Below are 12,802 nucleotides of genomic sequence, written 5' to 3'. Positions count from 1 at the left end.
GTACTAATTCGCGGTTAAGGGTCGAGCCGCCGCCGCTTTCCCGTTAAAATTCCGCCTTTGCACCTGCCCGCGAGTTCTGATGTCAGCCTTCACCCTCTCTTCGGATTGCCATGCCCTGCTCAGCGAGCTGCAACTGCAGCGCGCCGCCAGTACCCGTTATTTGCAAGACACGCTGTACGCGCAGCGCTCGCCCGGGCAGGCGCTGACGGAGATGCTGAACCAGTTGCAGCAGCAAGGGCTGATACGGCTGCGCACCGAGCAGCAGTGGAGTCTGACGGCGGAGGGCACCCTGACCCTGATCCTGGCGGTGCGGGGAGGGGCCTGCCCCATGCCGGACTGGACGCGGGTCCCCTCGGTCACCGGTCAGGAGATGGCACAAGGAGTGGTGCGCGAACTCTGCCTGGGGGAGGCGGGGCAGATCCCCGCCTACTACCAGAGCGCGGATCTCTTGAGCCTGCTGGACCTGCCCGATGCCCACCGCCTGCTGCCGGGCTCAAGCCCTGCTTGGCAACAGCTGCTGCTGGAACATTTCGCCCTGCAGACCCTGCTCGATGCCGAGCCTGACGCGCGCTGGCCGCTGGCGTCCGTGACCGCGGCCTGCGCCCCTGTGCTGGCAAGCCGCCTCGAGGCGCTGGCCAGCGAGTGGGACTGGCTCTGCGGCCCGTTGGCCGGCGAGGTGACCACTCACTGGCCGGCCCTGAAACAACTGGCGGAGCAGGGGGATGAGCAGCCCCTGGCGGAGCGGTTGCTCGGCGCGCTGGGGCAGTGGCAGGCCGTGGCGGCGCACGAGCCCTGGCCCAGGATGTTCAGCGCCCTGCTCTGGCTTGGCTGGCTGCAGCAGGCCGATCCCGTGCTCGCCAGCGAGCAGCGCAAGAAGTGGCAGCGCAGCCTTGGCAACCATTTCCCCCTGCTTTCGGATCTGCTGGGACAGTGGGCCGGTGATCGTCACGGTCAGGCGATAGGCCTGTTTGATACCCTGCAACTGCCGCTGGAGGAGCTCCACTGGGGCTACCTCTGGCTGGATCTCTGCGCCCTCGCGCGCCACGGCGAGCAGAGCCCTCAGGTGGCCATACTGCACAAGTGGGATCTCTCCCATGTGCTGGAGGCCGAGCCTCGCCATCGCCTGATGGCCTTCTGCCAGGATCTGTTGCGCCTCTTGCTGGGGGAGGGGGCCGAGCGTCCCCCGTTGCAGCAACTGCGTGCCACCCCGGCTCCCGAGGCGGCCAGCGACGCCGAGGATGACGACAAGACCCCCGCCTCGGCCAGCTGGCTCAACTGGTTGCAGGGGCTGGGGCGCTCCAGCGGCGTGCGCAAGGCGCAGGAGCGGCTGGTATGGCTGCTGCATGCAGAAGGGCCCGAGCTCGAGTGCAAGATCCAGAAACAGAGCACCAAGGGGGAGTGGACAGCCGGGCGCCGGGTCGATCCGGCCCTGCTCTCCACCCAGTATGCCGCCCTGCTCGACGAGGCGGACTGGGCCCTGGTGCGCACCCTGCCACGGGGCATGAGCAAGCTGCCGCGGGAGGCCTGGGCCCCCCTGGCCAGCCATCCGCGCCTGTTCAACGCCAAGGGGCAGAAGCTGCAACTGGCCATCAGTGCCCCCTTGCTGCAGGTGGTCGCCACCGAGCAGGGCATGAGCGCCGTCTTGAGCCCGGCCGCCGCGGCGCGCGGGGCGCACATAGTGCCCCTGGCCCAGGATCTGTGGCAGCTCATCCTGACCCCGCAGGCGCTGCTGGACAGACTGCCTGCGCTGGAATCCATTCCGCTGCTGCCAGCGGACGGGCTCGCCGAGCTGCAACGCACCCTGGACGACATTCCCGAGCTGCCCTGGCACAGCCAGGTCGAGGGGCTCAGCGGCAATGCCGAGCTGACCCCCTGGCCCGGAGTGCCCTCGGTCCAGCTGGACTGGCAGGATGGTCAGCTGGTGGTCCAGCTGGTGACCCGGGAGGGGGAGCTGCCGCCGTTGCCCCTTGGCAAGGGGGAGGCCATAGTGCGCCAGGGCGTCAGGGACTATCACTACTGGCAACGGGATCTGGCCGCCGAGAAGGCTGAGGCCCAGTTGCTGCGCAACCAGTTGCCCATCGGCCTGCCGGGCAACGAATGGAAGCTGGACGGTGAGCAGGCACTGACCCTGGTCAATGCGCTGCCCGAGCTGGTGGACGCCGGAGTGGTCGTTCACTGGCATCAGGACAGCGCCCGTCTCAAGAGCCTCGACGAGGCGGCCCTGAGCCTGCGCATCGAGCGTCGCCAGGACTGGTTCCAGGTGGAGGGGGCGCTGGCGCTGGACGAGCACCAGATCCTCGACTTGCGCCTCATCCTGCGCCAGCTGACCCCGGGTCAGCGCACCGTTCAGCTCGACGAGAAGACCAGTCTGATGCTGAGCGACAAGCTGGTGGAGCGCCTCACCATGCTGGGGGCCATGCTGGATACCGAGCAGCGCATCAACAACAAGCTGGCCTACCCCCTGGCCCGCCTGCTGTCGGCGGTGACCACGGCCGGGGATGATGCCTGGCACTCCCTGCAGCAGGAGTGGCAGCAGGAGGTGGAGTGTGCCCCCGAGCTCCTGACGGCGCTGCGGGACTATCAGAAGGAGGGGGTACGCTGGATGGCGACCCTGGCCCACCATGGCTTCGGTGCCTGTCTTGCCGATGACATGGGCCTTGGCAAGACGCTGCAGGCGCTCATGGTGCTGCGCATGCGCCAGCACCTCGGCCCCGCCCTGGTGGTGGTGCCCAAGTCCGTGGTCACCAACTGGCAGGAGGAGGTGACGCGGTTCGCCCCCGAGCTGGAGGTGGTGGTGTTCGAGAATCCCGCCGAGCGGGAGACCCTGATCCAGGAGGCCAGGGCGGGCCAGATCATCCTGGTCAACTACGGCATGCTCGGCAGCCTGGCCCAGTCCCTCAAGTCCCGCCGCTGGGCGAGCATGGTGCTGGACGAGGCGCAGCAGATCAAGAATGCCGGCACCCAGCGTGCCAAGCTGCTGTTCCAGCTCGAGGGGGATTTTCGCCTTGCCCTCTCCGGCACCCCCATCGAGAACCACCTGGGCGAGCTGTGGAGCCTGTTCACCTTCATCAATCCGGGCCTGCTCGGCAGCCTCGGCGAGTTCAAGCGCCGCTTCGGCAAGGCGGTGAAGGATCCCCAGCACATGGCGCTGCTGCGGGCGGTGATCAGCCCCTTCATTCTGCGCCGCCTCAAGCAGCAGGTGCTGACCGAGCTGCCGGACAAGACCGAGATCATCCACCACATCAGCCTCTCCCCCGAGGAGCGTCAGCTCTACGAGGCGACCAGGCGCGAGGTGGTGCAGCAGGTGCAAAGCGCCGATGGCCGCGCCCTGATGCACGTGCTGAGCGGCCTGACCCGCTTGCGGCGGCTCTGCTGCTCTCCCGAGCTGGTGATGCCGGAGTGGTCCCAGACCAGCAGCAAGCTGGACGAGGCCATGGCGCTGCTGGAAGAAGCCATCGATGGCGGGCACCGGGTGCTGGTGTTCAGCCAGTTCGTCGATCTGCTGAGCCTGCTGCGGGCCCGCATCGAGCAGCGGCAATGGGACTACTGCTACCTGGACGGGGGCTGCTCCGCCAAGTCCCGTCAGGAGTCCATACTACGGTTCCGTCACGACCCTGTTCCCCTGTTCCTCATCAGCCTCAAGGCGGGGGGCACAGGCCTCAACCTGACTCAGGCCGATACCGTGTTGCACCTGGATCCCTGGTGGAACCCGGCGGTGGAGGATCAGGCGAGCGATCGGGCCCATCGCATGGGGCAGACCCAGCCGGTGACCGTCTATCGACTGGTGTGCGAGCAGACGGTGGAGGAGAAGATAGTGGCGCTGCACGACGAGAAGCGGGCCCTGGCCGATGGCCTCTTGAGCGGCCAGTCCGAGGTGCGCGGCCTGGACGTGGAGAGCCTGCGCGCGCTGCTGATGGGCTAGGGGCGGCTGGGTGCGAGAGGGGGATGGTCCTGGTGGCCATCCCCCTCTCTGTTTCAGGGAGTCATGGTCCGGCTCTGGCCAGGAGGCGCTAGCCCTGATAACGATAGAGGTGCAGCCGCTCTATGATGGCTTCGCCGCCAATCTTGCGATCCCGCCGGGCCTGGCGCAGCTTGGGCGGATAGTGGCCGAGGTGGGTGACGCTGGGCGGATTGTCCGAGCAGAGCAGCAGGGGCAGGCTCGCCTTGAGCTGCTGCTTGCGCGGCTCCCTGTCCTGCCAGAGCAGGTTGATCATGGGATGGGTCTTGACCGGCCGGGGGATGCGCAGCTGCGCATCCGCCGGCAGACGACGGATGTCGTACACCTCCTGATCCACCATCTTGCTCCACTCCTCGTTGCTGGAGAGCGCCGGCACATAGCGGCGGCTGCGCTCCAGCATCTCCAGCACCTGCTCCCGGCTGAGCCGGCTGATGCTCTGCTTGTCGGCCCAGGTGAAGCCGAGGGAATGCAGCTCTCCGGTGAGCAGGGTCAGCTTGCGATAGACCTGCAGGGTGATGACCCCGGGCAGTGCGCCGTGCACCAGTTCGAACTTCTCGTCCCGCCCGCCGGCGGCCTGCACCAGCGCCTTGAAGGCGAGCTTGTGGCCGTTGATCTCGTCGAGCAGCGGCTGCAACAGGGGGGCGCTGGCGGCGGGGAAGCGCAACCAGCCAGGCAGGCGGTGAGTCGCCTTGGTGGAGCAGCCGGGGCGGGCGCTGTGATCCTGAAAGGCGGCCAGGGTGGCGGCCAGCGCCTCCTCCCCCGAGAGATAGCCTACCTCTATGGCCTCGATGGGATCGTGCTCTTCCCCTTGCGGCACGGCGGGCAGGGGATAGACATGGGCCTCCAGCAACTCGAGCTGGCCGAGCTGTCTGGCGAGACGGGCAAGGGCGTCTTCCAGTTCGTCCATCTGTTGACGCAGGGCGGCGGTGGGGGTAAAGGTGTCCATCGGCATATCCTGTCTGTTTCCCCAATTCGTCGCCCTAAAGGTGACGATCAGGGGGCATGATTAAAGTACTGTATAAATAACCATACCAGTATGACGGGAAGGCGCCAAGTGCCGCCTTTCAAGCGCCGTCCGGGGGTGGCAGCCCTGGTCGCCTTCCGAGGGTTGCCTGTCTGTATCATCCTGTTAAATAACGATCTTTAAGTGATCCAACGATTAACAATTGGCGCCTGGGCCGAGGTAGCCGCGTCCTGCCTGGCACTCGGGCTCTGCATAGCTAACGTGGGAAACTGCATACTTAGAAGCAGATGATGCAGGAGAAAATGCTGCCGGGCTGGGGGAGGGAATGTCTGTTTAATATTTTACATATAAATCAATATTTTGTGTTTCACCCCATGGCGAGATCAGCCATTACTTTTACTAATCCCATGTATCAAAATTCGTCAATTGAGGCACCTCCTCGCCCTGACTAAGCTTTGCGCATCAAATCCGAGCCTTGCGCAGAACTAGAGAGAGGAGCCATATCATGGCCAACATGACTTATACCGAAGCCGGTTACCAGGATTCCAGCGAATCGAATCTGGTTGCTCGCGTCAAGATGACTGTCCTGACCTGGCTGGAACGCAGCCGCAGCCGTCGCCAGCTCTCCGAGCTGCCCGCCTACCTGCTCAAGGACATCGGTCTGAACGAAGCTGACCGCTATCAAGAGACCACCAAGCCGTTCTGGCGTGGTTGATCAGCCGGGCATGGATGCCTCGTTTTCTTTCTGATCTGAACTGCTCTGCCTGATGCTCTTCGCCCCCAGACGAGCCTGATTTTTCCCCTGTTGCCGCTTCCTGTTTTTCCCCTTGTCTGTTTTTCCTTCTGTTTGCCCCCAGTGGCATGAATTGTCATCATCCCTCGCCAACTTTGTATCCTTACTGTTTGAATTTGTTTAAAAACTGATTTTAAGCCCGGCTGCCTTGCGTATAATCCGGCCATGGCATTCCAGACAAGAGGGTGAGATGGATGATTCCCCAGCATGACTTTTTGGCCCTGACCCGCCGCCACGAGTGGCAGCTCGAACCCTTTGCCTTCGACCTGGCCAACGGCACCCGGGTGAGCGTGTGGGACACCGGCGTGCTCTGCCTGGAGCCCGCGCCTGGGTTGCCTGGCGGGCGCAAGGACATAGTGCTCTCCTGCGGCATTCACGGTAACGAGACTGCCCCCATCGAGATCTGCAACCAGCTGCTGACCCGGCTGCTCAGCGGGGAGCTTCAGGCCCGCCACCGGGTGCTGTTCCTCTTTGGCAACCCTGCCGCCATGAACCAGGGGGCGCGCGAGGTGGAGGAGAACATGAACCGGCTCTTCAGTGGTGCCCACAGCAAGGGGGAGGGGCTGTGCAACCGGGAACGCATTCGCGCCATGCGCCTGGAGCAGTATGTGAGCCGCTTCTTCGCCGATCCCGCCCGGCCCCGTTATCACTACGATCTGCACACCGCCATTCGCGGCTCCCGTCACGAGAAGTTTGCGGTCTACCCCTTCCCCCACGAGCGGCCGCACTGCAAGGAGCAGGTGCAGTTCCTCGGGGCCTGCGGAGTGCGCACCATACTGCTCTCGAGCGGCCCGACCACCACCTTCAGCTATTACAGCTCGCACCAGCATGGCGCTCATGCCTTCACGGTGGAGCTTGGCAAGGTGCGCCCCTTTGGCGAGAACGACATGACCCGCTTCATCGAGGCGCGTCAGGCGCTGCAGGAGTTGGTGACCCAGGATGAGGTGGCGCTCGAGCCCTGGCGGGCGGATGACTTCACGATTTTTGCCATCGATCGGGTGATCAACAAGCAAACGGCCGCGTTTCGTTTCCTGTTTGCCAGCGACGTGGACAATTTCACCGAATTTCCCCAGGGGTTTGTGCTGGCGGAAGACGGGGATCGCCAGTACAGGGTAGAGAAAGCGCGGGAGGCGGTGGTCTTCCCCAATGCCAACGTGGCCATCGGCCAGCGGACCATGCTGCTGGTGGTGCCCACCCGCCTGTGGTCGTGATCTGAGCCCCTCTTTTCACACCAACCCTGCGCCCCTGGCGGCGTGGCCAGGATGGTCGTGATCCCGAACTCGCCCTGAGAGGGAGCCCGAAAGGGCTCCCTTCTTCGTTTCTGCTCGCCGAAAATCTCATCTTCTTTCTGAAATTAAAGAAGTTTCTACTGGTCTTACCTGAATGAATCACGTTGCCCTTTGCTTAACATCTTATTTACATTCTAAGGGTCACCTCATGGTGGTGACGCTGACAACGGCAAGGAGCCAGTTATGACCCATGTCGACATCCCCTTCCTTCGTTACCTCGATGAGGAGGGGCGCCCGGTCGCGACACTGCCGACCTGGCTGGACAAGGCGATGCTGCACACCTTCTACCGCAACATGGTGATGGTGCGCAGTTACGACAAGAAAGCGATAGCACTGCAGCGAACCGGCAAGCTCGGCACCTTTCCCTCCCACCTGGGGGCGGAAGCGGTGGGGATCGGGGTTGGTCTCGCCATGCGGCCGGAGGATGTCTATGTGCCCTATTACCGGGACATGCCCACCCTCTATGTGCGGGGCGTGCCCATGGAGCAGAACCTGCAATATTGGGGCGGAGATGAAAGGGGCAGTGTCTTCTACAAGGCCGATGGCGAGTTGTCGGAAGACTTGCCCATCTGCGTCCCCATCGCCACCCAGATCACCCATGCCGCCGGCATAGCGGCCGCCTTCAAGCTGCGCAACCAGCCCAGGGTCGCCGTGGTGACCATAGGGGATGGAGGCACCTCCAAGGGGGATTTTCTCGAGGGGCTCAACTGTGCCGGCGTCTGGCACCTCCCCATGGTGATGATCATCAACAACAACCAGTGGGCCATCTCGGTGCCACGCAAGCTGCAGTCGAGCGCGCCTACTTTGGCCCAGAAGGGCATAGGGGCCGGGGTGCGCAGCCTGCAGGTCGACGGCAACGACGTGGTGGCCGTCTATGAGGCGACCCGCGCCGCCATGGAGCGGGCCCGCAGCGGCAAGGGGCCGACGCTGATCGAAGCCGTCAGCTACCGGCTCGGGGATCACACCACGGCCGACGACGCGACCCGCTATCGCGAGGCCGCCGAGGTGGAAGCCGCCTGGGCCAAGGAGCCGGTCAAGCGGCTGCGCCAGTTCATGGCCGATCAGGGCTGGTGGGACGAGCATCAGGAGCAGGCGCTGCTGGCGGAGGCGGGCCGGGAGGTCGAGCGTGCCGTGGCCGCCTATGAAGGCATGGCGCCGCAGGCGCCGGAAACCCTGCTCGATTACCAGTTTGCCGAGCTGCCGCGGGAGTACCGTGTCCAGCGTCAGCGCATCATCGCCAAGGGCATGCAGCAGCGCGGCGGGGAGACACACCATGAGTGACATGACACTGCTCGAAGCCATCAATCTGGCGTTGCACCATGAGATGGAGCACGACCCCGACGTGGTGGTGCTGGGTGAGGATGTGGGGGTCAACGGCGGGGTGTTTCGCGCCACCGTGGGCCTGCGCGACAAGTTCGGCTTCAAGCGGGTGATAGACACACCGCTGGCGGAGGGGCTGATCGCCGGGGTGGCGGTCGGCATGGCGACCCAGGGACTCAAGCCCGTGGCCGAATTCCAGTTCCAGGGCTTCATCTTCCCCGGCATGGAGCAGATCATCTGCCAGGCGGCGCGCATGCGTAACCGCACCCGTGGCCGGCTATCCTGTCCCATCGTCTACCGCTCCCCCTATGGCGCTGGCATCCATTCGCCCGAGCACCACAGCGAGAGTGTCGAAGCCCTGTTTGCCCATATTCCGGGTCTGAGGGTCGTCATCCCCTCCAGCCCGAGACGGGCATATGGCCTGTTGCTGTCGGCCATTCGCGATCCGGATCCCGTGATGTTCTTCGAGCCGGACCGCATCTACCGCTCCATGAAGTCGGACGTGGTGGATGACGGCGTCGGCCTGCCGCTGGATGTCTGCTTCACCCTGCGACCCGGACGGGATCTCACCGTGGTTGCGTGGGGGGCCTGCATCCAGGAGGTGATGCGAGCCGCCGCCCTGCTGGCGGAGCAGGACATCCAGTGCGAGGTGCTGGATCTCGCCACCATCAAGCCCCTGGACATGGAGAGCATCCTGGCCTCGGTGCGCAAGACCGGGCGTCTGCTGGTGGTGCACGAGGCGTGCGGCAGCTTCGGGGTCGGTGCCGAAATCGTGGCGCGGGTCACCGAGGAGGCGTTGACCTCCCTCAAGGCGCCGCCAAAGCGCCTCACCGGGGTGGATGCCGCCGTCCCCTACTATCGCAACGAGGAGTATTACCTCATCACCGAGCAGGATATTGCGGATGCGGCTCACCAACTGATGGAGAACAAGTGGCTATGACGTCTCTCAACTGTTGGCGCCCAGGCGCCCGAGCAAGGAAGAGCCATGAAGTCGGTCAATCTTTGGTGATGTTCCCGCGTATGGAGAACTGGTCATGAAATTTTTCAAATTACCGGATCTGGGCGAAGGTTTGGCCGAGGCCGAGATAGTCGAATGGAAGGTCAGTGCCGGCGATACCGTGAGTGTCGATCAGGTGCTGCTGTCGGTGGAAACTGCCAAGGCGCTGGTGGATGTGCCCTCGCCGGTGGCGGGAGTGATCGCCAGGCTGTGCGGCCAGGAGGGAGACATACTCCACATCGGTGCTCCCCTGGTGGAGTTCGAAGGAGGTGAAGACGACGGTACTGTGGTGGGCAAGGTCAGCGCCCATCAACGGCACATCGAGGATCACTTCGTGGTGGGAGCCATGGCACCCGGTGGCGCCCTGGTGCAGGCCATGCCGGCGGTACGTCTGCTGGCGCAAAAACTGGGGCTGGACATCGACAGGCTCAAGGGCACTGGCAGCGCCGGCATGGTGACCGAGCAGGACGTGCAGAGCGCCTTCGAAGCGCTGCAGAGCAGCGGCAACGAGTTCCTCAAGGGCTCGCGCCGGGCCATGGCCAAGGCGATGGAGCACTCCCATCAGACAGTGGTGCCGGTCAGCATCACCGACGAGGTGGACCTGCGTCACTGGCGGGCAGACGAAGACGTGACGGTGCGCCTCATCAAGGCCATCGGAGTGGCGTGTCGTGCCGAGCCCTCCATGAATGCCTGGTTTGACGGGGATACCCTGTCAAGACGGCTGTTCAGGGAGGTCAACGTGGCCATTGCCGTCGACTCCAAGCACGGGCTCTATGTGCCGGTGATGGAGAACGTGGCCGAGCGGGAGAGGGCGGACATAAGGCTCGGACTGGATCGGATGATCGCCGATGTGAAGGCACGCGCCGTGCCGCGAGAGATGCTGCAGGGGGCGACCATCACTCTCACCAACTTCGGTGCCATCGCGGGCCGCTATGCCAGTCCTATCGTCACGCCACCCCAGGTGGCCATCATAGGGGCGGGCAAATTGTTCGAAAAAGTGGTCTTCATCCATGGGGAGGCGCGGCCGGTCCGGGCACTGCCCTTGTCGATGACATTTGACCACAGGGCCTGTACCGGCGGGGAGGCGGCGCGCTTCCTCAAAGCCCTGGTTCAGGCACTGGAAGCAGCGGATGCGTAAGTGATTGCACCCTGCCCTTGGCGGGGTGCAAATTTGGTTGCGTAATCGACAAAGGCACGTATAATCTAAACCAGCTTGAAAGGGCGTTAGTTATGTCAATGAATATGATGTTTTGCATCTTTTCCTGTTGTTCATAAGTTAATCCCGTTTTTGAGCTTTATCCGCTGAAAAGCATAAGTAATTATTTTGAATACAGGTTAAAGATATGTCTAACATGATCACCGGTACCGTTAAGTTTTTCAACGAAACCAAAGGTTTTGGCTTCATCCAGCAAGAAAACGGCCCGGACGTTTTCGTTCACTTCAGCGCTATCAGCGGTAACGGTTTCCGTACCCTGGCTGAAGGTCAGCGCGTACAGTTCTCTGTGACCCAAGGTCAGAAAGGCCCGCAGGCTGAGAACGTAACTGCTCTGTAATTCTTACAGAATTTAAGAAAGCCGTGGTACCTCTGGTGCCACGGCTTTTTGTTTTATGGCATATTGATAAACCACCTTTGCCAATGACCATCATCATGATCCCATCACTCTTGTTGACCGTGGTGCTTGCCAATGCTCCCGTGCCGGATCCCGCGGCCAGCGAGGCCGTGACCGTGTGCCAGCAATTCGTGCAGGTGCGTTTGGGCAAGGCAGAGCAGCCCGAGGAGATCAAGGCGCAGCCTGTCCCGAAGCGGGCAGGGGAGTGGCTGATCGATGGCAAGGTAAAAGGACCCGAAGGTCCTTTGTTGTTTGCTTGTCTGCTGCGGCAGGGAAAGCGCTGGGAATTGCTCAACTTCTCGCTCTGGGCGCCGCAGGAACTCAATTCGGCTTGAGTGCCACCAGCAGGTGTTGAAGATGCTCCAGCATGGTCATGCCGAAGGGGGTCAGATAGCCGCCATCGACGGCACTGATCATGCCTTGGCTGTGCAGGCGCTGCGCCGCCAGGCACAACTCTTCAGACATGTCGCTGCGTAACTTGATCCCCAGACTCATGTTCGCCGGATCAAAGCATGCCAGTATTTTCAGCTCATTCACAAAATCGTCAGAAACCTGGTCGATCCCACTCATGGATGCACTCCTTACGCTAAAGATGTATGCAAACTAGCATTCCCGGTTTGACTTTAGTGGGCGCTGGCTCAAAGTATTGGGCTTTGTCTGGACCGGCTGTGCCCGAACGCTGCTTTTTTGGCCGGAAGCCTCACGCCCCGGCTGGCTGGGCGAGCAGAGTCCGCGTGCCGCTAAACATGGTAGAATGGTCCCTCTTTTGTCCCCCTGGCCAGGTATGAACCCAGGTCTTCCAGCTCAAGGCGCGTCTCATGATCACTGTCACTCTGGTATCTCTGCTGCACACCCTAGGTCCCCGCTTTCCTGTTTATGCTCCGTCCTTGTTGCTTCCCTTGCTCGATGAGCATCAGGGGGATCTCTGGCTGCCTTCCATCAAGGGGGCGGATGTTGCCGCCCTGCGCCAGCATGGCAAGGGGGGCGGGGCCCAGACCCTGGCCCCTCTGGCGGCGGGGTGGTGCGATTTCGGGACCGGCGGCGAGGGGGATACTCCCGAGCTGGATGCACTGGCGAGTTATGACGAAGAGATGCTGGACAACCTGCTGATGTACTGGCACAGCCCTGGCAAGATCAACAGCCCGATCACCGATAACCTGTTCGAGCTGCGTCGCGAGGTGGTGGATGAAGCCCATGGCACCGGGCTGGCGACCGCCTGGCAGCAGCAGCAACAGGCGCGCTTCGAGCAGATCATGCAAGGTGTGCAGGCCGGGCGGGATCAGCTCTGTTTCGTCGAGGTGGAGTCCGCCTACTGGCTGCGCCAGCGTTTCTGCGAGACGGCGGAGATCACCCTGGTGACCCCGGCGCTGGGCTGAGATCGCCGAAACAGGGGCGACTGAGCACTCTTGCTGGACAAGGCGCCAGCAAGATGTGAACATGTCGCCCTTTATTGAATGAGAGACTTGACCAATGAGCTATGAACTTAGCGACACCGAGCGCAATGCAGCGCTGCAACTGAACGCCGACTACCGCTTTGATCACTTCATCAGCAAGCTGGTCGAGCACGAAGAGCTGTTTGTTCTGACCGACGAGCACGGCGTCATGATGCTGACCACCGAAGACGAAGACTGCATCCCGGTCTGGCCGCATCCGGAATACGCCAAGGCCTGGGCCGAAGGCGAGTGGGCAGACTGCAAGCCGCAGTCCATCACCCTCAAGGTGTGGCTGGAGCGCTGGGTCGATGGCATGGAGCAGGACGAGCTCTGCGTGGCCGTGTTCCCGACCCCGGAGCAGGAAGGCATAGTGCTGGATCCGGCCGACGTGGCCGACGCCATCGCGCAAAAGCAGGCCAAGCGCGGCTAAGCCCCGTC

12 protein-coding genes are annotated in these 12,802 nt (G+C 63.0%); 10 read left to right on the top strand and 2 right to left on the bottom strand.

Going from position 1 to position 12,802, the window contains the following annotated elements; all coding sequences use genetic code 11:
* Nucleotides 1–79: 79 nt before the first annotated feature.
* The gene (locus tag AC3WR3_RS04015) at nt 80–3,922 is read left to right on the top strand and encodes a DEAD/DEAH box helicase (RefSeq protein ID WP_492291225.1); all 3,843 of its coding nucleotides are present in this window, start codon (nt 80–82) and stop codon (nt 3,920–3,922) included.
* A gap of 88 nt (nt 3,923–4,010) precedes the next feature.
* Here AC3WR3_RS04015 and AC3WR3_RS04010 read toward each other — a convergent pair whose 3' ends face one another.
* Nucleotides 4,011–4,904, bottom strand: a complete 894-nt coding sequence (locus AC3WR3_RS04010) for a DNA replication terminus site-binding protein (protein ID WP_492291224.1) — start codon at nt 4,902–4,904, stop codon at nt 4,011–4,013.
* 523 nt (nt 4,905–5,427) lie between these two features.
* Here AC3WR3_RS04010 and AC3WR3_RS04005 point away from each other — a divergent pair.
* The 7 genes from AC3WR3_RS04005 (at nt 5,428) to AC3WR3_RS03975 (ending at nt 11,266) form a co-directional block, all read left to right on the top strand.
* The gene (locus AC3WR3_RS04005; protein WP_005331430.1) at nt 5,428–5,637 is read left to right on the top strand and encodes a DUF1127 domain-containing protein; all 210 of its coding nucleotides are present in this window, start codon (nt 5,428–5,430) and stop codon (nt 5,635–5,637) included.
* Between the two features lie 272 nt (nt 5,638–5,909).
* Nucleotides 5,910–6,926 carry a succinylglutamate desuccinylase gene (astE, locus tag AC3WR3_RS04000; protein WP_139434830.1) on the top strand — a complete coding sequence of 339 codons (1,017 nt, stop codon included), beginning with the start codon at nt 5,910–5,912 and terminating at the stop codon, nt 6,924–6,926.
* Between the two features lie 261 nt (nt 6,927–7,187).
* Complete coding sequence (gene pdhA / locus AC3WR3_RS03995; RefSeq protein WP_492291223.1) at nt 7,188–8,285, top strand: pyruvate dehydrogenase (acetyl-transferring) E1 component subunit alpha; 1,098 nt, start codon at nt 7,188–7,190, stop codon at nt 8,283–8,285.
* On the top strand, nt 8,278–9,264 hold the full coding sequence (locus tag AC3WR3_RS03990; RefSeq protein WP_202046144.1) for an alpha-ketoacid dehydrogenase subunit beta: 987 nt from the start codon (nt 8,278–8,280) through the stop codon (nt 9,262–9,264). Before pdhA ends, AC3WR3_RS03990 begins: the two co-directional genes overlap by 8 nt.
* 94 nt (nt 9,265–9,358) lie before the next feature.
* On the top strand, nt 9,359–10,459 hold the full coding sequence (locus AC3WR3_RS03985; protein WP_454009922.1) for a dihydrolipoamide acetyltransferase family protein: 1,101 nt from the start codon (nt 9,359–9,361) through the stop codon (nt 10,457–10,459).
* Nucleotides 10,460–10,664: 205 nt separating this feature from the next.
* Nucleotides 10,665–10,874 carry a cold-shock protein gene (locus tag AC3WR3_RS03980; RefSeq protein WP_005331438.1) on the top strand — a complete coding sequence of 70 codons (210 nt, stop codon included), beginning with the start codon at nt 10,665–10,667 and terminating at the stop codon, nt 10,872–10,874.
* Between the two features lie 95 nt (nt 10,875–10,969).
* Complete coding sequence (locus AC3WR3_RS03975) at nt 10,970–11,266, top strand: hypothetical protein (protein WP_342059947.1); 297 nt, start codon at nt 10,970–10,972, stop codon at nt 11,264–11,266.
* Here the strand turns inward: AC3WR3_RS03975 and AC3WR3_RS03970 are convergent.
* Nucleotides 11,253–11,501, bottom strand: coding sequence for a TIGR02647 family protein (locus tag AC3WR3_RS03970; RefSeq protein ID WP_139434838.1), 249 nt, complete (start codon nt 11,499–11,501; stop codon nt 11,253–11,255). The genes AC3WR3_RS03975 and AC3WR3_RS03970 overlap by 14 nt on opposite strands.
* 248 nt (nt 11,502–11,749) lie before the next feature.
* On the opposite strand from AC3WR3_RS03970, the gene AC3WR3_RS03965 reads away from it, so the two are divergent.
* Together AC3WR3_RS03965 and AC3WR3_RS03960 are read left to right on the top strand one after the other, a co-directional pair.
* The gene (locus AC3WR3_RS03965) at nt 11,750–12,307 is read left to right on the top strand and encodes a hypothetical protein (protein ID WP_139434840.1); all 558 of its coding nucleotides are present in this window, start codon (nt 11,750–11,752) and stop codon (nt 12,305–12,307) included.
* A 94-nt stretch (nt 12,308–12,401) separates the two neighbouring features.
* On the top strand, nt 12,402–12,794 hold the full coding sequence (locus AC3WR3_RS03960; protein WP_492291222.1) for a DUF2750 domain-containing protein: 393 nt from the start codon (nt 12,402–12,404) through the stop codon (nt 12,792–12,794).
* Nucleotides 12,795–12,802: the final 8 nt, after the last annotated feature.

It is taken from the genome of Aeromonas sp. EU05-FHT14A05 (genome assembly GCF_058791175.1).
This window is presented reverse-complemented; position numbering and strand designations above follow the sequence as displayed.